Origin of the sequence: Achromobacter deleyi, assembly GCF_016127315.1 — a bacterium.
In the GTDB taxonomy this organism is placed as follows: Bacteria; Pseudomonadota; Gammaproteobacteria; order Burkholderiales; family Burkholderiaceae_B; genus Achromobacter; species Achromobacter insuavis_A.
Map to the genome: position 1 here is coordinate 5504186 of NZ_CP065997.1, position 21652 is coordinate 5525837.

Below are 21652 nucleotides of genomic sequence, written 5' to 3' on the forward strand. Positions count from 1 at the left end.
CTCACATGGGCTGGATATTGGGACGGGCCAGCCGCTCGGCCGCCAGCGCGACCACCATCAGGAAAACCAGGCTGGTCAGGAAATACCCCAGGCTCGCGTCCTGCGACGTGTAGGCGTCGAAGTAGGCCGAGCGCAACAACTGCATGCCATGCGAGAACGGCAGCCACAGCATCCAGGGCCGCAATTGCTCGGGCAGCTGCTCCGAGACGAAGAAGACCCCCGAGAAAATCTGCAGGAAGCGCTCGATCACGGGCGCCAGCCGCAGGAAGAAGTGCCAGAAGGTCGCGATCGTGCCGAACAGCAGGCCCATCGCCGCGGCGCAGCACGCCATCAACACCACGTACAGCATGAAGCCCGGCCAGCTCTTGGGCAGCGTGATGAGATCGAGCGCGTGGCCGGCGGTGATCAGGACCACGAACACCACCAGGTACACCGACACGTACAGCAGCGCCTGCACCAGCGCGCACATCAAGGGCGACACGCCCTGAAAATTCAACAGGCCGCGCGCCGATACGTAAGCCGTGCTGCTGCGGAAGATGATCTGGCGGAACATGATCCAGGTCGTCGCGCCCAACAGCGAGAAGGTCTGCACGTCCATCCCCAGGATGTAGTGCGTGCCCATCAGGATGTACAGCGACGAAATCAGCGTCAGCAGCACGACCGGGCCCACGAACGCCCACAACAGGGCGATCCGGCTTTCGCCATGCATCACATGCAGCTGGTAGACGAACAGCGCCAGCAACGTGCGTCCACCCGGCCAGCCGCGGCCGGCGATGTGCGGGCGATGCCCGGCATGCAGCCCGCGCACCCTATCCCGCAGGATCTCCAGGTCGCCGGCCTCGCCCGCGGGCAGTTCCATCTCCAGCGCGATATCGTGGCGCGAGGCATGGCGACGCGCATCGCGCGCCTCGTCCTGCCTGCGCCGCTGCTCGCGCCGCTCCTGCGCCTGGGCCAGGCGCTGATCCTCCGCCACCAGCCGGGCGGGCATGTAGCCTGGCGCGAACACCTCGACGCCAGCGCGGATGTCCTGCTCCAGCAGGCGCACGATGATGCGCAGGCGCCGCCGCGAAAAGTCGGCCAGCGACTCATCGACCTTGGCGCGCGCGATCTCCGCGTCCAGCTCGGCCTGCACCGCCTCGTAGACCGCCCGTCGGGCGGCCACCGAGTCGTGCGGCTCGCCCTGCAGGCGCGCCAGCAATGGCTTGAGCAGCACCGCCGGCTCCGCCTTGGCCTCGAACAGCGCGGCCGGGTCCAGGCGCCAGGCGGCGACGCCCGATCCCACCGCGTAGCTGCTGTCCTTTCTCCGCGAACGCCAACCCTTGATCCGATCCTCGTTGCTCATCGACACTACTGGCTGATGCCGTTGGAGGCGCCGGAGCCGGAGTTGGAGTCGATCGCCCGGGTGGCGCTGAAGCCGGCGCTCATGGTCACGCGGAACGCGGACAGCACCTTCTGCACCTGGGTGAACGGCGCGTCCGAGATATAGATCGCCTGGCCTTCATGCACGGTGAATTCGCGGGCCAGCGCCACCTGTTCCGGGCGCGTGAGATCGAACTGGTACACCACCGGCAGCAGGTCGGGCTTGCCCTCCACGCCGGCCTGCGCGGGCGTGAACAGGAACACCGAGCGCGGGTCCGCGGTCTGGTCATCCAGGCCCTTGGAGTCGGCCAGCGCGTCCAGCACGCTGTAGTTGCGCTTGCTGATGGCCACGCGGCCCTGGTTGCCGGCCGCGCCCAGCACCGTCAGGAACTCGCGCGACTCGTACGCGGTGATGACGTCGCCCGAGCGCAGCAGGATGTCGTTGTTCTGGTTGCGGTAGATGTCCGACAGGCGCACCGAGGCGACCTTGTTGTCGCGCCGCAGGCTGATGACGAGCTGCTCGGGATTGGTCTGCACCGGCGCCGCCTGCGCCAGCGCGCTGCTCAGCCGCTGGGCGGTCTGCGTGATGGGATACATGCCCGGCTTGGTCAGGTTGCCCTGCACCGTCACCATCTGCCCGCGCGCGTCGGCGGCGCGCGTCACGCTGACGTCGGCGCCGGCCACCAGCCGGCTCAGGCGCGCCACGATGGCGTCATGCAGCTGCCCCAGCGTCATGCCGCCGGCCTTGAATTTGCCGAGGATGGGAAAGGACACGTTGCCATTGCGGTCCAGTTCCTGGTTGCCCAGGTCGCTCACGCCGGTCGGGTCCGCCGCGAACACGCCCAGCCCGCCGCGTTCCCACACTTTCACGTTGATGCCATCGCCCGGCACCAGGCTGTCGAAGCCGGCCTGCGTCAGGTCGCGGTAGCGCACGGGAAAATCGGAGACCTCGGGCACCCGGCTCGCGCGCGCGAGTTCGCGCGACGCGGGCATCACGACGACATCCTTGTCGTCGTGGGCGCCTGTCATCTCGCCCAACATGGGGCCGGAGCGCGGCAGCTGGCAGCCGCTGAGCATGAGTACGGTGATCAGCAGCAGGGCCGGCGCCGCAATGCGACGCGGGCTCGCCGCCGGGACGTTCATTTGCATAACTTCCTTTATCTTCAGGACCAGGATGGGACGGGCGGACGCTCAGGCCTGCATCAGACGCATGGGGGGTAGCTCCATGCTCGCGTCGTTCTCCGACTCGGGCATGAGCGGCATGCACAGGCTCAGGAACTTGCCCAGCATCGCCTCCAGCGAAAACAGGGTCTGCGCCCGCTCGCGGCTTTGGGCCTTCAGGCTTTCGTCGGCGCGCACCCGGTCCACGATCGAGGCGACCTTGTCGCAGGCCTCGTGCAGGTCGGGATGCTCGACGTCGCCCAGCAGGTGCCCCGTCTGGTCTTCCTCGAAGCACTCGCCCGCGCCGCCGGCCGGCGTCGAAACGACCGGCACACCCAGCAACTGGGCTTCGATCAGCACGTTGGGCAGGCCTTCGTAGCGCGACAGCAGGACCTTGGCGTCCATCTGCGAATACCAGTAGCCCACGTGATTCGACAAGCCGACCAGCAGCAGCCGGTCCGTCACGCACAGGTCTTGCGCCAACGCCACGATGTTGTCGTGCAGCCGGCCGTCGCCGACGATGACGAAGCGCGCCTGCGGACGCTGTTTCAGGTACATCGCCGCGAGCTTGATCCACAGTTGTGGCCGCTTGTCGGGCTCCAGGCGAAACACGCCGCCGATGGTCTCGGTGGCGTCGGCCGTGCTTTCCTGGAAGGCCAGCCACTTTTCCTTGTCCGCCGCCGCGGCGTCGGTGGCCAGGTCCGGCACGCCGTTGTAGAGCACGTGGAAGCGCACGATGGGGATGCCGAGCCATTCCGCGTAGGCCTCGGCCGCCTTGCGGCTGTTGCTGACGAAATGCACGCCGGGCACCTTGGCCAGGGCCTGGTAGAGCTCGGGATACTCTTCGCGGAAGCGGTCCTTGCGGATGTTCGGCGGCAGGCCGCGGAACACCAGGTGGATGGTCGGCGCGCCGGCCAGCAGCGCCGCCAGGGCGCCGAACAGGCAGGTGCCGTCCTGCCACAGGCTCACCACGTCGAAGGTGCTGGCGCGCAGGACCGGCGCCAGCCGCGTCACGCCATAGTGCACCGGCGGCGGCAGCTGCTCCAGCAGGCGACCCAGGCTGCCATCCGGCACGGATTGATGGGCCACCGAGATCGCCGGCAGCTTGTTGATTTCCGTGACCGGAATGCGGGCCTTGACCAGCACCGACAGGAAGAAATCCAGACCCTGCTTCTTGGTGGAGCCGGGCGGCTCGGTGTGCTGCTTGACCAGCACTTCCACCTTCTCCGGCTTCATCGGCGCATCGGCGGGGCCCGGGCTGGGCGTGTCCGACATGCGAGCCAGTTCCCCGGCCAGGCGCGTCAGCTGGCGCTCGGCGCCGCCCGGTCCCAGGCTGCCCGTCACCAGCGCGACCGAAACGGGTTTCTCGGGCGCGTACTCCGGGATCTGGCGGTCGCGGAAATGCAGGATGGCGTGCTTCATCGACACGATCCTGATGTCCTTGCCGGCCAGCGCGGTTTCGGGCTCCAGGCGCTGGTAGAAGGCATAGTCGCTGGCCAGGCCGTTGGCCAGTTCCGCCGCCTTGCTGCCCGGCGCGAGGTGCTTGGCCACGGGCGCGATGACCTCGAACGCGTCCGCCAGCAGGCCGCGCTTGCGCAGGCGCTTGGCGAACTCGACGCGGATGTTGCGGTCCGTGTGCTGCAGGATCAGCCGGCGGAACAGCTCGTCCGACTGCTCGTAGGCGCGGATATCGCTCAGCAGCTTGGCGCGGGCGAACAGCCGGGCGGGGTTATCGGTGGACTCGGGCAGGTGCCGCTCGACCAGGGACAGCGCGTCCTCGAGATGACGCTCCTTGACCAGGCGAGTGGCGCGATAGCGCACGATCTCCAGGTCATCGGGGCATTCCCGCAGCAGCTTGGCCCATTGCTCGGACATGCCCTCGTTCAGGCCCGCCGCCTCTTTCAGCCTGAGCAGCAGGAAGCGGACCTTGGAGTCGGCCATGTGGCCGCGCGCCAGCGTTTGCGCGTCCGCCAGATTGGCCTGCGCGACCTGGACCCGCACCGAGGCCGCCACGATTTCCTCCAGCCGGCCCTGGACCGCCTGGAGGTCGGACGACGCGGTGTTCTCGCGCTCGGTGATCAGGGGCGGATTCATGCGGCCTTCCTGCGGTTGGCCTTGTCGATCCACACCAGGCAGCGCTGGATGTAGTGATCGAACTGGGCCGGATTGTCGGAACGTTCCTTGAGCGCGCGCCAGTAAGGCAAGGCCTGTTCGAAGCGGTGCAGGCGCATGGCGCCGACGGCGGCCAGGCGCAGGCCGATGGGGTCGTCGGAGACCAGTTGCAGGATGCGCTCGCCCAACGCCAGGCGCTCGGTGGTGCTGGACGATTCCAGCGCGCGCGCCTCGGCGTACAGGACGGCCAGGATGCGCCGCTTCTCGTGATCGACTTCCGTCATCCCCGGCCACGATTGCGCGACACGCTCCAGCAGAATCCAGGCCGCCTTGGGATCACCGGCGGACAGGATTTCCCGGGCGCCGCGGATGGCGCGCGGGCCGAGCCTGCCGAGCTGGCGCTCGGCCTCGTCGCGGGCGCTCTGGTCGGCCGACGCATGCGCCAGGACCATCTTGTAGGCGTCGATCGCCTCGCCGAACCAGCCGCCGTTGAACGCCACGCGGGCGAAGTGCAGCTGCGTGCTGAACGGCGCCGACTCGTTGGCGGCGGCCTGCTCCAGGTGGCGCATGGCGGTCTGCTTGTCGCCCAGCGCGTCGGCCGCGCGGCCACGCATGGCGTGCAGTTCGGGGAACTCGACCTGGGTGTCGAGCGCGATGTCGGTCAGGTCGATCACCTCCTTGTGGTTGCCCGCCACCAGCGCGGCCCGCGCGCCCAGGCGCATGGCGCGTTCGAAGGCGCGCTGCGCGCGCACGCCGGCCAGGGCATCGGGGTTGAGCAGGCGATGCGCGCAGATGCGTTCGGCGGCATCGCGCAGGCGGCCTTCCTCCAGCGCCTGGGCGCCCTCCTCGGCCCATGCCGCGGATTGCGTAAGCAGCCAGGCGGAAATGTCTTCCTGCTCGCTGTCGGCCAACTTGCACGACATGGCCAGCGCCGCCGCGGCCATGATGCAGCCGCGCCACGTGGCTTCCTTGATCAACTCCAGCGCCTCGACATCCTTGAGCGCGGGCGACTCGGACGCCAGCGCGCGCAGCCCGGCGCGGTCGCCGGCGATCAGGCGGTCGCGCCACAGCATCGCGAAACTGCGGCCATGCGACGGGATCGCGGCGCGCACTTCATGGACCCAGCGCAGGGCCGCTTCCATGTCGCTGCCGGCCTGCAGCAGCGACAGCACGGTGTCGGCCGCCTCGGTGGCGGTCGCGTCCTGCGGCGAGGAAATGCGGAACAGCTGCTTCCAGTTGCCCAGCGCCTCGTCCACGAAACCCAGGTGACCGGCGGAGATCGCGGCGATGCGCACGATTTCCGGGGTCTCGATTTCGTCGCCCAGCAGGCCCGCGGCCAGCGAGTGCGCCACCTCATGGCGGCCCAGCTTGAACTGGTTGCGCATCAGGATCTGCTCGGCCTTGCTGCCGGTGGCCAGCGTGCCGTCCGCGCTGCCCAGCAGCGCCAGCGACCCTTCGTAGTCGCCCAGCTCTTCCTGGATCCGCGCAAACAGCAGCGTGTGGTCGGGCAGGCCCGGATGACGGCGCAGCACGTCGCGCAGGCGGCGCGAGGCTTCGCGCAGGTCGCCCGAATCCCAGATCTTCTCGATGCGTTCGGCGCTTTCGTCGGCGCTCAGCTTGGGCACCGACGGCTGCGGCGTGGACGCGCTCATGCGCGGACGCACGAAGGTCTTGAACCACTCGGTGTACAGGCGCTCGGCGAACAGCGGCGTGTAGTGCGTCAGGTCGAGCCCGCCGTCTTCCAGCGCGTCGGCCTGGCCGATCTTGTTCATCAGCGGCGTCGGGTCATAGCACGGCACGCCGATGCGCTGCGCGCTGGCGGTCACCGCGGCGATCAGCTGGGCGCGCTGTTCGATCGGCACATTGTCGGGCGTCATGGCATTGACGTGCGTGACGAACACGACCTTGTCCCGCCCCAGCAGGTCGACCAGCTCGTGCATCTGCTGCTCGATTTCCTCATCCGTCTGTTCGCGCTTGACGATGCGGGCGAGCAGCTCGCGGTTGTCCGCGGACAGGGTCTTGAAGACGGGATCCTGGTCCAGCCACGCGCGCCGCTCGGCGAGCCGTTCGTCGCTGGCCTGAGACCAGAACGCGCGGGTCCGGGCGCGGTCGGCGAAGAACTCGCTGAAGAAGCGCACCAGGTAGTTGGACTGGATGGGATGGTTGCCGACGGTCAGCAACTTGCGCGAGGACAGCTCGACCATGTACAGGTCGGCCGGCTTGTGCGTGCCGCGGCGGGCCTGCTCGCCGTTCGACGGACGGAAGATCACGCGTTGCACGTCGGTGGGAACCTCGGCCTGGCCGAACATGAAGCGGGCCTGCTGCAGCGCCTCGGCGCTGGTGTGCACGAAACCGTAATTGCGACCGAGCTGCTGCTTGATCGGGTAGCGTCCCACTGCGTCGCGCAGCGGTGTGTGGATACGGCAGGTGCCAATCGGAGCGATGGTAAAGGCGGTCATTCCGGGCCTCTCCTGTGTTTGATGGGTTGCGGCGGGCCTGGACTCAGAGGGTCCAGTACAAGAGGCCGGACGGCAGCCGGCGGCTGTCCAGCACGGATTTCAGGTCGCAGACCATGCCGTCGGCCTTGACCAGTTGCGGCAGGTCTTCCCAGAGGGTTTCCATGGTCTCGCGGTGCGGCACGGCCAGGATCAGCACGTCCAGGTCGCGGAACTGGTCGCGTTCCACCAGGCTGATGCCGTACTCGTGCCGCATCTGTTCGACGTCGACCATCGGGTCGCAGGCCACCGGCGTGATGCCGTAGTCGCCCAGCGCGCGGTACAGGTCGACCACCTTCGAATTGCGGATGTCCGGCACGTTTTCCTTGAACGTCATGCCCAGGATGCCGACCCGGGTCGCGGCGTTCAGGCGGCCGTTGCGGGCCAGGGTCTGCACCACGCGCGCTGCCACGTGGCTGGCCATGCCGTCGTTGATGCGACGGCCCGACAGGATGACTTCGGGGTGGTAGCCCAGTTCCTGCGCCTTGGACGTCAGGTAGTAGGGATCGACGCCGATGCAGTGGCCGCCGACCAGGCCGGGCGTGAACTTGAGGAAATTCCACTTGGTGCCGGCGGCCTCCAGCACTTCGGCGGTGCGGATGCCGACCAGATCGCAGATCTTGGACATCTCGTTCATCAGGGCGATGTTGATGTCGCGCTGCGTGTTTTCCAGCACCTTGGCGGCTTCGGCCACCTTGATCGAGGAGGCGCGGTGCACGCCCGCGTCGATGATCTGTTCGTAGACGCCGGCGATGACCTCCAGCGATTCCGCGTCCTGGCCGGACACGATCTTGACGATCTTCTCCAGCGGATGCTCGCGGTCGCCCGGATTGATCCGTTCGGGGCTGTAGCCCAGCTTGAAGTCGACGCCGCAGCGCAGGCCCGACACTTTTTCCAATTCCGGCCCGCAGATTTCCTCGGTCGCGCCGGGGTGGACCGTGGATTCGAAAACCACGATGCAGCCGGGGCGCAGCACGGGGCCGATCGAACGGCAGGCCCGCACCAGCAGGGAAAAATCGGGATTGTTCTTTTCATCGACCGGCGTCGGCACGGCGACAACGAAGAAATCGCAACCATCCAGTTCGCTCACCTGGTCGGTGAACTGCATGGGGGACGCCAGCAATGCCTCATGTTCGATCTCGCCGGTCCAGTCCTCTCCCTGTTTCAGGCTCGTGATCCGCCGCTTGTCCACATCAAAGCCGACGACATCAAAGCGCCTGGAAAATGCCACGGCCACGGGCAGGCCGACATATCCAAGACCGCACACTGCGATTCTCTTTACCACGGGGGACCTCACTGTTTTCGTCGTGTCGAAGACACTAGAAACCGACACCCGGGCACGGCGAAAACAATACGGAATCGCATGGTTTTCTTCTGCCCGGGGTGGACGCGTTGTTCAAAAATGATTACATCTCGACACCCCGTCATACGAGCGGGTAGCGAGCCAACGAATCGTAGGCCGGGCAGACAGCAAACTTTTTTCTAAAAGTTTTCGATGCTATGGAAATAAGTCGCCGAGGTCGTAATAAACGTGGGGAAATCCCTGAAATAATCTCTTTTCCCATACAAATGGAAATAAATGAGATCGTTTGTCTTGTTAGCAAATATGTAAAGTCGTTTTCTTATCTTGGCTTAATAAAACTGCAAGGAATGAGCATTCGTTCACGGGCAACAGTAAGCCCCCTGGGAAAATGTCCTTATTGCAACTTCAAGTCACGGATCGCGTCAGAATCACCGCGGAATATCGGCCCAGGGGCGAATCGGAAAAGCATTCCGCCAATTGACCTGGCCGCATGAACATGGCATGCGCGCCCCACGCGTAAATGCCCAAAGCGCGCCGTGCGCCAAGCGGGAAAATCTGTCCTGATATTGAAATGACTTCCACCGATGACAGGCCGGTGGATTACACAATTGAACAAGTGCGGCGCATGATGGACGCCCGTCCAAGGCTGAATACGCCCTGCTCCCGGGATAATCGCGCCCTGCCCGCGGGAAAATCACGCCCCTGCCTGCGGGAAAATCGGATTCAACGGGGAAAAACCGCGAATTCATCCCCTCCCCCGACAACGGCAATATGTCGGCGGGGCTCCTCGCGCACCGGCCCGCCCCCATGCGGGCCGCATGAAAAAAGCCCCCGGAACCGCGAAGGTCCCGGGGGCTTGGCTCTTGAACGGCGCCGGCTCGGACGCCGCCCGTGGCGCTTACTGCAGCAGGCTGCGCAGCATCCAGGCGTTCTTTTCGTGCACGTCCAGGCGCTGCGTCAGCAGGTCGGCGGTCGGCTGGTCGTTGGCGGCGTCGGCCTTCTCGAAGGCGGCGCGGGCGGTCTTGGCGACCGATTCATTGGCATTGACCAGCAGGCGCACCATTTCCAGCGCTTCCGGCACCGAGTCCGGCTCGGCGATGGACGACAGCTTGCCGTACTCGCGGTACGTGCCCGGCGCGTAGTGGCCCAGGGCGCGGATGCGTTCGGCGATGCTGTCCAGCGCGTTCCACGACTCGGTGTACTGGGTCATGAACATCAGGTGCAGCGTGTTGAACATGGGCCCCGTGACGTTCCAGTGGAAGTTGTGCGTCATCAGGTACAAGGTGTACGAATCGGCCAGCAGCTTGGACAGCTCGCCGGCGACGGCGGCGCGGTCCTTGTCCGAAATGCCGATGTTGATGCGCGGAACGCTGGGGGTCTTCTTGGAGGACTTTGCCATTGCTAGCTCCCTGTTGGGGTTGGTAGACAAAACTAGGATAACACCGCGCCTGCGACATTCCGGCGCAAGAACCGGCAGGCGCAGCGCGGCTTGATCGAGCGCAAATGCGCCCGTATTTTCAATCCTGCACGGCCGCGACTTCGTCCGACAGCATCCGCACGCCGGGCAGCTCGCATTCGTACACCGCCTGGGCCAGCGCCTCGATCGCCGCCAGCCGCGGGAAGCTGCGGCGCCAGGCCAGCACCACGCGGCGCTCGGGCACGTGGCCTTCGAACGGCAGGTAGCGCAGCAGGCTGTTGGACGGCGGCTGCTCCGGCACCGCCGTCACCGGCAGCACCGTCACGCCGATGCCGGCCGCGACCATGTGGCGAATGGTCTCCAGCGACGACCCTTCGAAGGTGCGCTGGATGCCATCGCTGGCGGCCGAGAAGCGCGACAGCTCCGGACACACCTCCAACACCTGGTCGCGGAAACAGTGACCGCTGCCCAGCAGCAGCATGGTCTGCTGCTTCAGGTCCTGGGCGTCGATCGATACGCGCTGCGCCAGTTCATGGTCCTGCGGCACCGCCACCACGAACGGCTCGTCGTACAGCGGCTGCATCACCAGCCCCGCTTCCGGCAGCGGCAGCGCCATGATCGCGCAGTCGATCTCGCCCTGGCGCAGCAGCTCCACCAGCCGCACGGTGAAGTTCTCTTGCAGCAGCAGCGGCATCTGCGGCGTGCGGCCGATCTGCACCGGCACCAGGCGCGGCAGCAGGTACGGACCGATGGTGTGGATCACGCCGACCCGCAGCGGGCCGGCCAGCGGGTCATGCCCCTGGCGCGCGATTTCCTTGATGCTGGCGCTTTCCTCCAGCACCTTCTGGGCCTGGGCGACGATGCGCTGGCCGATGGGCGTCACGCCCACTTCGGCCCCGCCCCGCTCGAACAGCGTCACGCCCAGCTCGTCCTCGAGCTTGCGGATCGCCACCGACAGCGTGGGCTGGCTGACGAAACAGGCCTCGGCCGCCCGGCCGAAATGGCGCTCGCGCGCCACGGCCACGATGTATTTGAGTTCGGTCAGAGTCATGGTGGACTAGGCCCCCGAGGGTTGGGCGCCGGCCCGGCGGGCGGCGCTGGAAGATGAAAAGGTCATTGGAAAACCCATCCGCTAGGTGCGCAGGAAGTCTTCCCGGCCCCGCATCCAGCGGGCCAGGTGCGCCTCGACGGCGACGGGATGTTCGGCGCGCAGCCAGACCGCGGCATCGCGCGCCTGCTCGGCGATCTCGGCGTCGGTCTCGAGATCGGCGAAACGCAGCAGCGCCATGCCGGACTGGCGCGTGCCCAGGAATTCGCCCGGACCGCGCTGCTCCAGATCGCGGCGCGCGATCTCGAAGCCATCCGAGGTCTCGAACATGGCGCGCAGGCGCTCGCGCGCCACCTGCGACAGCGGCGTCTGGTAGATCAGGACGCAGACGGACTCGGCGGTGCCACGCCCGACCCGGCCGCGCAGCTGGTGCAGTTGCGCCAGGCCGAAGCGCTCGGCGTGCTCGATCACCATCATCGAGGCGTTGGGCACGTCCACCCCCACCTCGATCACGGTGGTCGCCACCAGCAGGTCGATCTCGCCCTCGCGGAAGGCCTGCATCACCGCGGCCTTCTCGGCTTGCGGCAGGCGGCCGTGCACCAGGCCGATGCGCAAGTCCGGCAGGTCCGCGCGCATGCCCTCGTAGGTGTCGACCGCGGTCTGCAACTCGAGGGCCTCGCTTTCCTCGACCAGCGGACAGACCCAATAGGCCTGCCGGCCGCCACGCGCGCCGTGTGCGATGTGGGCAATGACCTCTTCGCGGCGCGCGTCCGACACCAGCTTGGTCAGCACCGGCGTGCGGCCCGGCGGCAGTTCGTCGATCACCGACACGTCCAGGTCGGCGAAGAAAGTCATGGCCAGCGTGCGCGGGATCGGCGTCGCGCTCATGTTGAGCTGGTGCGGCACGATGCGGCCGCGCACCGTCTCGCCCTTGCGCGTCAGCGCCAGGCGCTGGCCGACGCCGAAGCGGTGCTGCTCGTCGACGATCGACAGCCCCAGCCGGTGGAATTCGACGTGGTCCTGGATCAGGGCCTGGGTGCCCACCACCAGTTGCACGCTGCCGTCGGCCGCGGCCGCCGCCGCCTCGCGGCGCGCCTTGGCCGTCAGGCTGCCGCTGAGCCAGGCGACGTTCACGCCCAGCGGCTGCAGCCACGACACCAGCTTGCGGAAATGCTGCTCGGCCAGAATTTCGGTGGGCGCCATCAACGCCACCTGCGCGCCCCCGGCGATGGCCTGGGCCGCGGCGATCGCGGCGACCACCGTCTTGCCGCTGCCGACGTCGCCCTGCAACAGGCGATGCATGGGATACGGCCGCGCCAGGTCGGCCGAGATCTCGGCCACCACCCGCTGCTGCGCGCCGGTCAGCTTGAACGGCAGCGTCTGGTAGAGCCGGTCCACCAGGCCGCCCGTCTCGTTGCGCACCGGCAGCACCTCGGCTTCCTTGACGCGGCGCGCGGCGCGGGCGGCGGCCAGCGACAGCTGCTGGGCCAGCAATTCATCGAACTTGATGCGGCGCCAGGCCGGATGCACGCGCTCCAGCAGGGCCGCCTCGGATTCGCCCTGGGCCGGCGTGTGCAAGGCGCGGATGGCCGGCTCGAACGGCGACAGGTCGTAGCGCGCCAGCGCCTGCGGCGGCAGGGTATCGGACAGGTCGGCGCGGTCCAGCGCCTGCGCGATGGCACGCCGCAGCGTCAACTGCGGCAGGCCTTCGGTGGTGGGATAGACCGGGGTCAAGGCCGTGGGCAGCGGCGCATCGGCATTGGTCATGCGCGGATGCACCATCTCGCGCCCGAACAGGCCGCCGCGGACCTCGCCGCGGGCGCGCAGCCGCTTGCCGACGGTGACCTGCTTCTGCTGGCTGGGGTAGAAATTCAGCCAGCGCAATTGCAATTCGCCGCTGTCATCGGCCAGCGTGGCGGTCAGCTGGCGCCGCGGCCGGTACAGCACTTCGGATTTGGTGATCTCGCCTTCGACCTGGCCGGCAAAGCCGGGCCGCAACTGGCTGATCGGAATGACCCGGGTTTCGTCCTCGTAGCGCAGCGGCAGGTGCAGCACGAAGTCCTCGGGCAGCACCAAGCCCAGGTTACGCAGCTTGCGCTCCGTATCCGTCATGGCTTTGCCGGCGCCTTTGGGTTCGGCGCCGGATCGCTTGGTAGCCACGGCCGCGGCCGGCATATCGGAGGAAACCCCGGGAAAAACGCGCGTGGGCGGACGTTACAGGACCAGGATGGCCTCGACCTCGAACTGCGCGCCCTTCGGCAGGCTGGCCACGCCGACCGTGGAACGGGCCGGGAACGGCTGCGGAATCAGCTCGGCCATGATGGCGTTGGCGGCGGTGAACTTGCCCAGGTCGGTCAGGAACAGCGTCAGCTTGACCACCTTGTCCAGCGTGCCGCCGGCAGCTTCGACCACCGCGGTCATGTTGGCGAAGGCCTGGCGCACCTGCGCATCGAAATTCTCGGAGACCAGGTCGCCGGTGCCCGGCTCGAGGCCGATCTGGCCCGACAGGTAGACGGTCTTGGTGCCGCTGACGGCAACCGCTTGCGAGTAAGGGCCAACGGCGGCGGGCGCGGCGTCGGTGTGGATGATTTGCTTGCTCATGGGCGGAATCCTTCTGGTGACGGATAGCTACAACTATCGGATTTTAATCGGCAATAGGGTTTTGCGAAAGGCACGACTGCAAGGAACCCCGGAACCTTCCATGTTACCCACACTTCGGGACGGAAAAACGCAATGCGGACCGCCCCGGCATCACCCACCGGCATCCTCACCCAAGGAAAACATCATGGCCCAGGACTATCGCATCACCGTCAAGGATTGGATTCGCCAGGCAACCGGCGCGCAAGACGCGGACGAATTCGAGCAGACCGGCATCACGGTCTTGAGCATTTCCCCATTCCCCGAAGCGATCATCCTGGCGCACCCGCCCGAGAACAGCGAGGTCTTCATCCTGGCGATCCAGGTCGACGCCCTGGATGCCGACGTGCACCCGACCTTGCTGAGCAACGTGCTGCAGCTCAATTGCGACCCGGATCTGCTGCCAGGCGCCTTCGCGCTGGAGCCGCAGGAGCAGATCGTGCTCTACCGCTGGGTGGTGGACCTGCCCGGCATGGACGACACCACCTTCCAGAACGTCCTGGGCAATTTCGCCGTGCTGGCGGGCAAGGCGCTCGACGCCTATCGCGACGCCCTGCCCGTGGCCGCCGCCGCCCCCGGTGCGGAGGCGTTCGGCCAGGCGCCCGGCATGCTGCGCGCCTGACCCCGGGAGACTCACCATGCAAAGCATCTCCCGCATCGCGACCACCCAGGCCCCCAAAGTCGTAGACTCCGCCAGGCGCGTGGTCACCAGCCAAACCCAGAAACGAATCGTGGCGTCGTTCGTGCGGCGCCAGACCTTGAGCACCCGGCAACGGCCAGTGAACATCAACTTCCAGGTGCGGCGCTACAGCTCCTGGTCCACCCCTCCAGGCGGCACCGGAGGCACCGGAGGCACCGGACGCACCGGTGGCTCTCGTGGCACTCGTGGCTCTGGCGGCACCCGTAACACCGGCACCACCACGGGCGGCATCCAGCGCTCACGCAGCCAATCGACCTCCGGTAGCCAGGCCCCCCGCACGCCGCCCAGCCCCACCACGCCGTCCTCGCAAGGGCCCGGCCTGCTGCGCATCGCGGTCGACGCCGTCGTCAACGTGGTCTCGGGGCTGTTCTCGGGATTCAACCAGGCGCAGCCGCCCTTGCCGACCGTCTCCCCCGAGCGCGCCGATGAGGTCTATGCCTATCTGGGCGACCACAGTTTCAAGCCCACCTCGGCGCAACCTTTTCAGGGCAATGCCCAGGCGGCGTACCGCTCTCACCAGCAAAACGCCAGCCAGACCGCGGCCTCCCTCGGCGTGCCGGCGGCCGTGGCCAAACAGATGCCGCCGGAAGCGGATCTGGCGATGAATATGTACCAGCAGGCGCCGACCGACGGCGGCAGCGCGGATGACAACCACGTGCCGCCCCCGTTCAGCGGCCGCGATTTCAACCAGGCCCTGCGTGGCGACGCGCCGCTCAGGCCCGGAGAATCCCGCCCCCCGCGCGATACGCACGATGCCCGCGACACATCCCGCGAAAAACTGATCGCCGGGCTGGAACTGCGGGTGCTGACGCCCGCCACGCCCTCGGGCGAGCCCAAGGTGTACGCCCGCACCCTGGCCACCAATGACCACAACACTGAATTGCTCAGGCGCCTGAACGCGGGCGAAGCAGTCACCGACGCGGGCATCATCTCGGTCACCACCAAGCTCGACGCCGCGTCCCCCGCCATGTACCTGGTCTCGGTCGACAATGCCTTCGTCGACCCGCATGGCCCGAACGCCAATGACCTGGCGCGCGCGGAAGCCGAGCACATGGCGGTCGGGCAGGTGCTGGTCAAGATCGGCGAACACAACGGGGTGCCGATCGTGGCGGCCTACGCGGACATGGCGGTCCATGCCAACGCACTGGCCGACATCGCCCGCCACTTCAGCTTCCCGGAGGGCACGCTGGAAACCGCCGTCGACACCCCGGCCCGCACCGACAGCGCCAACGCCGCCCGCACACGCATCGCGGAACATCCCGGCGAACTACTGGCGCTGGCCCGCGCCAAGCTGCCGGCCTAGCGCCGCTTCGCGCCATCGGGCGGCCTGTCAGCCCGGCATCAACGGCGGCCCGTCGGCGGCGGGCCGCCGATCTCCGCCCGGCTGGCCCACAGCAGGTCATACAGCGCCTGCGCGGCCAGCGGCAGGCTGCGCCCCTGGCGCCACACCAGGTACAGCGGCCGCAGCAGCGCCTTGCCCGCCAGCGGCACGATGCGCAGGTCCGGGCCGCCGAAATGGAACAGCGTCATCGCCGGCACCACCGCCACGCCCAATCCGGCGCGCACCAGCCCGGTGACGGTGGCCAGGTGCTCGACCTCGAACACCGGCGGCGGTGCGTCCGCGCCAAAGGCCGCGTCCAGGTGCTTGCGCACGCTGCTGTTGCGCGCAAGCTGGATCACCGCGTGGCGGGCCACGTCGCGCAGCCTTACGCGCGCCATGCTGGCCAGTGGATGGTCGGCGCGGCACACCAGGAAATAGCGGTCGGCGTGCAGGAATTCGCTGTCCAGGTCGCTCATGTCCGGCCGCCGCGAGGCCACCGCGAAGTCCACCTGGCCGTCGCGCACCATGTCCAGGCACGGATCGAGCAAGGCGTCGCGCAGGTCCACCGCGATGCCCGGATGCTGGTCGCGGAACCGTGCCAGCAGCGGCGGCAGCCAGCCCGCCGCCAGCGATGGCAGCGCGGCCAGCGCCACCCGGCCGCGACGGCGGGCGGCATGGTCGCGCAGGTCTTCCATCACCAGGTCCATATCGGCCAGCAGGCGCCGCGCGGATGCGTCCAGCACCCGGCCTTCTGCCGTCAACTCGACGTTGCGGGTGTTGCGGTCGAACAGCCGCAGGCCGGCGCTTTCCTCAAGCTGGCGGATCAGCGCGCTGAAGGCCGGCTGCGTCAGGTGGCAGCGCTGCGCGGCGCGAGTGAAGTGCCGTTCGTCGGCCAGGGCCACGAAAGCGCGCAATTGCCGGGCGGATAGATTCATGGATTTTCTGGATTAATTGATCCGATATTTCTATTTTACTGATGAGCGGGCGCTGCCTATAGTGGCTCCGGATTCCCTTACGCGCCCTGCCTGGACCCTTATGCCTTCCTCTCCCCTGCTCATCGGCTGCGCCTCCGGCTTTTCAGGCGACCGCAGCGACGGCGCCGCCGCCGTGGTGCGCACGCTGGCCGCCCGGGGCGGCGGCACGCTGATCTTCGAAACGCTGGCCGAGCGCACCCTGGCGCTGGCGCAACTGGCGCGCAACGACGACCCGCGCCGCGGCTACGAGCCCCTGCTCGATGAACTGGTGGCGCCGGTGCTGGCGGACTGCCTGCGCCACGGCATCGCCATCGTCAGCAACTTCGGCGCCGCCAATCCGGTCGGCGCCGCCCGCCGCATCGCCGAACTGGCCGCGCAACAAGGCCTGCCCGCGCCGCGCGTCGCCGTGATCCATGGCGACGCGCTCGACGCGCCAGCCCAGCGCGACCTGCTGCGCCAGCGCCTGGGCGCCGCGCTGGAAGGCGTGGACGTGGTCAGCGCCACCGCCTACCTGGGCGCCACCGAGATCGCGCAGGCGCTGGCCGCCGGCGCGCAGATCGTCGTCGCTGGCCGGGTCGCCGATCCGTCGCTGACATTGGGCCCGGCCCTGGCGCACTTCGGCTGGGACCCTGAAGACTGGGCTCGCCTGGGCCGCGCCACCATGGCCGGCCACATGCTCGAATGCGGCCTGCAGGTCACCGGCGGCTACTTCTGCGTGCCCGGCCTGAAAGAGGTGCCGGACGTGCATGCCGCCGGCTTCCCCATCGCCGAGATCGACGCCGACGGCGAATTCGTCATCGGCAAGGCCACCGACACCGGCGGCGCGGTGGACGCCCGCACGGTCAAGGAACAGCTGCTGTACGAAGTGCACGACCCCGCCCGCTACCTGACGCCCGACGTGATCGCCGACATCAGCCAGGCGCGGGTCGAGGAGCTGGGCGGCGATCGCGTCGCGGTGCGCGGCATCACCGGCCACGCCCGCCCCGCCGAACTGAAGGTCAACGTCTGCCACCACGGCGGCTGGCTGGCCGAGGCCGAGATTTCGTACGCCGGCGTGCAGGCCGAGGCGCGCGCCCGCCTGGCCGCCGACATCGTGCAGCGACGCCTGGGATCAGCGCTGCGCCTGCGCGCCGACCTGATTGGCGCCATCAGCATCCTGGACGACGACGCCGGCGCCCTGCGCCGGGGCCGCCCCGAGGGCCACGCGCGCGACGTGCGCCTGCGCATTGCCGGCGAACACGCCGACCGCGCCATGGCCGAACGCGTGCTGCGCGAAGTCACCGCGCTCTATACCTGCGGCCCGGCCGGCGGCGGCGGCGTGCGCACCGCGCTGCGTCCGCGCCTGAACATGGTGTCCTGCACCATCCCCCGCGACGCCGTCCACAGCGGCTGGCGCTTCCTGGACGAGATCCCGCAATGAACACCCCGTCGATATCCGTCCCCCTGTACCGCCTGGGCCACAGCCGCTCCGGCGACAAGGGCGACACCTCCAATCTCAGCCTGATCGCCTGGGGCCCCGAATGCTATGAGGCGCTGGCCGCGCAGGTCACCGAGGCGCGCGTGGCGGCCTGGTTCGCCTATCGCCAGCCGGCCCGCGTCACCCGCTACCTGCTGCCGACCCTGCACGCCATGAACTTCGTGCTCGAAGGCGTGCTGGACGGCGGCGTCAACGATGCCCTCAACCTGGACGCGCACGGCAAGAGCCTGTCCTTCCGCTTGCTGGACATGACGGTCCAGGTCAGCCCCGCGCTGGCCGCCCGCCTGCCCGACATTGCGGGCGACCACCCCGCCCCCGCCTGACCCCGCAGCACCACCACGACAACAACACACACAACACACGACAGGAGACACACCATGCGCTTTACCCTCAAGGGCCGGCTGGCCCTGCTGCTGGCGGCCTTGCCGCTGACGGCCCTGGCCCAGGGCACCCCGGCGGGCTTTCCCGCCAAGCCGATCACCTTCATCGTGCCATTCGCCGCCGGCAGCGCCACCGACCAGATCGGCCGCGCCATCGGCCAGGGCGTCACCGAACAGACCGGCCAGGCCGTGGTGATCGAGAACAAGCCCGGCGCCAGCGCCATGATCGGCGCCGCCACCGCGGCCCGCGCGGCCCCCGACGGCTACACCGTGCTGATCACCACCAACACCACCCATGCCGCCAACGAGCACCTGTACAAGACGCTGACCTACCATCCCATCAAGGACTACGCGCCGATCTCGCTGCTCGGCAAGGGCGGCCAGATCATGGTGGTCAATCCCAACTCGACCGCCAAGTCGGTCGGCGACTTCCTGGCGCAGGCGCGCCAGTCGCCCGGCAAGCTCAGCTTCGGCAGCGGCAGCTCCAGCAGCCGCATCGCCGGCGAACTGCTGCAGCAGATGGCCGGCGTGCAGCTGCTGCACGTGCCCTACAAGAGCAACCCGCTGGCCGTCACCGACCTGCTCGGCGGCCAGATCGACATGATGATCACCGACACCGCCACAGGCCTGCCGCAGGTCAAGTCCGGCAAGCTGCGCGCGTTGGGCGTGACGGGCCTGACCCGCTCGCCGCTGGCGCCGGACGTGCCCACCATCGCCGAGTCCGGCGTGCCGGGCTACGAGATGGGCTACTGGTTCGCGGCCTACGCGCCGGCCGGCACCCCGCCCGACGTGGTCAAGCGCCTGAACGAGCTGCTGGTCAAGGCCACGCAGAGCGCCCCGGCCAAGCAGTTCTACGCCCAGACCGGCACCGACCCGGCCAGCTCCACGCCCGACGAACTGGCGCAGTTCCAGCTGGCCGAGTCGAAGAAGTGGGGCGACATCATCAAGAAGGCCGGCATCCAGCCGGAATGACGCGACGCGGGGCCCCCGCCCCGCCACCCTGCACGCAAACGAAAAAAGCCCCGTCGCACACGCGACGGGGCTTTTTGCTGGCGCGGAGCAACCGCGCTTTATTTGTCGACGAAGGCGCGCTCGACCACGTAGTCGCCCGGCTGGCCCACGCCCGGCGACACCACGAAACCGCGCTTGTCCAGCATGGCGCTGATGTCGGCCAGCATATGCGGGCTGCCGCAGATCATGGCGCGATCGGTTTCCGGGTTGATCTGGGGAATGCCGATGTCGGCGCACAGCTTGCCGTTTTCCATCAACTCGGTGATGCGGCCCTGGTTGCGGAACGGCTCGCGCGTGACGGTCGGGTAATAGACCAGCTTGTCGCGCACCACGTCGCCGAAGAACTCGTTGTTCGGCAGCTCGTTTTCGATGAAGTCGGCGTAGGCCAGCTCGCTGACCCAGCGCACGCCGTGCACCAGGATGACCTTGTCGAAGCGTTCGTAGACGTCCGGGTCCTTGATGATGCTCATGAAGGGCGCCAGGCCGGTGCCCGTGCCGAACAGGAACAGGTGCTTGCCCGGCCGGAGGTCGTCGACCACCAGCGTGCCGACCGGCTTGCGGCTGACCAGGATGGTGTCGCCTTCTTTCAGGTGCTGCAGGCGCGAGGTCAGCGGACCGTTCTGCACCTTGATGCTGAGGAATTCGAGGTTTTCTTCGTAGTTGGCGCTGGCGATGCTGTAGGCTCGCAGCAGCGGCTTGCCTTCGACTTCGAGGCCGATCATGACGAAGTGGCCGTTGTGGAATCGCAGGGCCGCGTCACGCGTCGTGGTAAAGGAGAACAGGGTGTCGTTCCAGTGGTGCACGCTCAGTACACGCTCGGTATTGAAAGCAGCCATGTCGTATCTAGTAAGCGCGGAACATAGGACGTGGTGCCCGACCTGCCCCGCTGGGTTCGCCGCGGCGCACAAAAGACGCGCCCGGTATTAGGGTTGTCCCTATTCTACAGGGACTTGATGATAATTGCTCTCATTATTCCGTAATACGCTTATGCCGTATTGATGGGGATCAAGGGTCCTAACTCAAGTCTTACATCTAGTTGAACACGATAAAACTTCCTGTTATCGTGCCGCTCTGACTTGATAATCATTTTCGTTAGCAGACCGCTTTGAGCGGCGGCGGCGTTTTGCGCGCCGGTCGTCGCAGCCCTTGCCGGAGTTCCCGTTATGTCCATGCGTCCCCAAATGACCACCCTGCTGCGCGCCCTGGCCCTGGCCGGCGCCGCCGCCTTCGCCGTCCCGGCCCACGCGGCCGAGGAAGTCAGCCTCTACACCACCCGGGAACCGAAGCTGATCCAGCCGCTGCTGGATGCCTTCACCAAGGAAAGCGGCATCAAGGTCAACACGGTATTCGTCAAGGACGGCCTGCTCGAGCGCGTCAAGGCCGAAGGCGCCAAGTCGCCCGCCGACGTGCTCATGACCGTCGACATCGGCAACCTGCTCGACCTGGTGGACGGCGGCGTGACGCAGTCGGTCAAGTCGCAGACGCTGGAATCGGTGATCCCCGCCAACCTGCGCGGCGCCGATGGCAAATGGTACGCCCTGTCGCTGCGCGACCGCGTGCTGTACGTCGAAAAGGACCTGAAGCTGGAATCCTTCCGCTACGAAGACCTGGCCGACCCGAAATGGAAGGGCAAGGTCTGCATCCGCTCGGGCCAGCACCCCTACAACACCGCCATGGTCGCTTCCATGATCGCCCATGACGGCGCCGAGGCCACCGAGAAGTGGCTGCGCGGCGTCAAGGCCAACCTGGCCCGCAAGGCCGCCGGCGGCGACCGCGACGTGGCCCGCGACATCCTGGGCGGCATCTGCGACATCGGCCTGGCCAACGCCTACTACGTCGGCCATATGAAGAACGCCGAGGCCGGCACCGACGCCCGCAAATGGGGCGACGCCATCAAGGTGATTCGCCCGACCTTCGCCAACGAAAAGAGCGGCGGCACCCACGTGAACGTCAGCGGCGCCGCCGTGGCGGCCCACGCGCCCAACAAGGCCAACGCCATCAAGCTGCTGGACTTCCTGGTGTCCGAGCCGGCGCAGGCGCTGTACGCGCAGGCCAACTACGAGTACCCGGTGCGCAAGGGCGTCAAGCTCGACCCGGTCATCGCCAGCTTCGGCGAACTGAAGGTCGATCCCCTGCCTCTGACCGAGATCGCCAAGTACCGCAAGCAAGCCAGCGAACTGGTGGACAAGGTCGGTTTCGACAACTAACACGCGGCCAGGCGGCGCCCGCCGGCGCCGTCTCGCGGCACTCAGGCCTG

The 21652-nt window shown here is 67.7% G+C and carries 17 protein-coding genes; 6 read left to right on the top strand and 11 right to left on the bottom strand.

What is annotated here, in order from left to right; translation table 11 throughout:
• Position 1 precedes the first annotated feature (1 nt).
• The 9 genes from I6I07_RS24755 to I6I07_RS24795 all read right to left on the bottom strand — a co-directional run bounded on the left by I6I07_RS24755 (position 2) and on the right by I6I07_RS24795 (position 13496).
• Entirely contained in the window at positions 2 to 1342 is a 1341-nt protein-coding gene (locus tag I6I07_RS24755) for an ABC transporter permease (protein WP_198484124.1), read from the bottom strand.
• Positions 1343 to 1347: 5 nt separating this feature from the next.
• Positions 1348 to 2508, bottom strand: a complete 1161-nt coding sequence (locus I6I07_RS24760; RefSeq protein ID WP_116522424.1) for a polysaccharide biosynthesis/export family protein — start codon at positions 2506 to 2508, stop codon at positions 1348 to 1350.
• A 42-nt stretch (positions 2509 to 2550) separates the two neighbouring features.
• Positions 2551 to 4614: a glycosyltransferase gene (locus I6I07_RS24765; protein WP_198484125.1), complete on the bottom strand. Its 2064-nt coding sequence runs from the start codon at positions 4612 to 4614 to the stop codon at positions 2551 to 2553.
• Positions 4611 to 7091, bottom strand: coding sequence for a hypothetical protein (locus I6I07_RS24770; protein WP_198484126.1), 2481 nt, complete (start codon positions 7089 to 7091; stop codon positions 4611 to 4613). The genes I6I07_RS24765 and I6I07_RS24770 overlap by 4 nt, the downstream gene beginning before the upstream one ends.
• Positions 7092 to 7134: 43 nt before the next feature.
• Positions 7135 to 8394 carry a nucleotide sugar dehydrogenase gene (locus I6I07_RS24775; protein ID WP_198484127.1) on the bottom strand — a complete coding sequence of 420 codons (1260 nt, stop codon included), beginning with the start codon at positions 8392 to 8394 and terminating at the stop codon, positions 7135 to 7137.
• A 934-nt stretch (positions 8395 to 9328) separates the two neighbouring features.
• Positions 9329 to 9829 carry a Dps family protein gene (locus I6I07_RS24780; protein WP_006394798.1) on the bottom strand — a complete coding sequence of 167 codons (501 nt, stop codon included), beginning with the start codon at positions 9827 to 9829 and terminating at the stop codon, positions 9329 to 9331.
• 118 nt (positions 9830 to 9947) lie between these two features.
• Positions 9948 to 10898, bottom strand: a complete 951-nt coding sequence (locus I6I07_RS24785; RefSeq protein WP_198484128.1) for a LysR substrate-binding domain-containing protein — start codon at positions 10896 to 10898, stop codon at positions 9948 to 9950.
• Between the two features lie 81 nt (positions 10899 to 10979).
• Entirely contained in the window at positions 10980 to 13070 is a 2091-nt protein-coding gene (gene recG, locus I6I07_RS24790) for an ATP-dependent DNA helicase RecG (RefSeq protein ID WP_198484129.1), read from the bottom strand.
• Positions 13071 to 13109: 39 nt separating this feature from the next.
• A complete protein-coding gene (locus I6I07_RS24795) occupies positions 13110 to 13496 on the bottom strand; it encodes a Rid family detoxifying hydrolase (protein ID WP_006394795.1) in 387 nt (128 codons plus the stop codon).
• A gap of 184 nt (positions 13497 to 13680) precedes the next feature.
• Between I6I07_RS24795 and I6I07_RS24800 the strand changes: the two genes are divergently transcribed.
• Positions 13681 to 14154, top strand: a complete 474-nt coding sequence (locus I6I07_RS24800; RefSeq protein WP_198484130.1) for a hypothetical protein — start codon at positions 13681 to 13683, stop codon at positions 14152 to 14154.
• Between the two features lie 16 nt (positions 14155 to 14170).
• Complete coding sequence (locus I6I07_RS24805; RefSeq protein WP_198484131.1) at positions 14171 to 15535, top strand: hypothetical protein; 1365 nt, start codon at positions 14171 to 14173, stop codon at positions 15533 to 15535.
• Between the two features lie 38 nt (positions 15536 to 15573).
• Here I6I07_RS24805 and I6I07_RS24810 read toward each other — a convergent pair whose 3' ends face one another.
• Complete coding sequence (locus tag I6I07_RS24810) at positions 15574 to 16488, bottom strand: LysR family transcriptional regulator (RefSeq protein WP_035360351.1); 915 nt, start codon at positions 16486 to 16488, stop codon at positions 15574 to 15576.
• Positions 16489 to 16588: 100 nt separating this feature from the next.
• On the opposite strand from I6I07_RS24810, the gene I6I07_RS24815 reads away from it, so the two are divergent.
• The 3 genes from I6I07_RS24815 to I6I07_RS24825 are packed head-to-tail and all read left to right on the top strand — an operon-like array spanning position 16589 to position 19356.
• Entirely contained in the window at positions 16589 to 17947 is a 1359-nt protein-coding gene (locus I6I07_RS24815; RefSeq protein ID WP_198484132.1) for an acyclic terpene utilization AtuA family protein, read from the top strand.
• Positions 17944 to 18327, top strand: a complete 384-nt coding sequence (locus tag I6I07_RS24820) for a hypothetical protein (RefSeq protein ID WP_198484133.1) — start codon at positions 17944 to 17946, stop codon at positions 18325 to 18327. The genes I6I07_RS24815 and I6I07_RS24820 overlap by 4 nt, the downstream gene beginning before the upstream one ends.
• Positions 18328 to 18381: 54 nt before the next feature.
• On the top strand, positions 18382 to 19356 hold the full coding sequence (locus I6I07_RS24825; protein ID WP_198484134.1) for a Bug family tripartite tricarboxylate transporter substrate binding protein: 975 nt from the start codon (positions 18382 to 18384) through the stop codon (positions 19354 to 19356).
• A 98-nt stretch (positions 19357 to 19454) separates the two neighbouring features.
• Here I6I07_RS24825 and I6I07_RS24830 read toward each other — a convergent pair whose 3' ends face one another.
• Complete coding sequence (locus I6I07_RS24830; RefSeq protein ID WP_006394789.1) at positions 19455 to 20231, bottom strand: ferredoxin--NADP reductase; 777 nt, start codon at positions 20229 to 20231, stop codon at positions 19455 to 19457.
• A gap of 327 nt (positions 20232 to 20558) precedes the next feature.
• On the opposite strand from I6I07_RS24830, the gene I6I07_RS24835 reads away from it, so the two are divergent.
• Complete coding sequence (locus tag I6I07_RS24835; protein ID WP_006394788.1) at positions 20559 to 21602, top strand: Fe(3+) ABC transporter substrate-binding protein; 1044 nt, start codon at positions 20559 to 20561, stop codon at positions 21600 to 21602.
• The last annotated feature ends 50 nt before the right edge of the window (positions 21603 to 21652 follow it).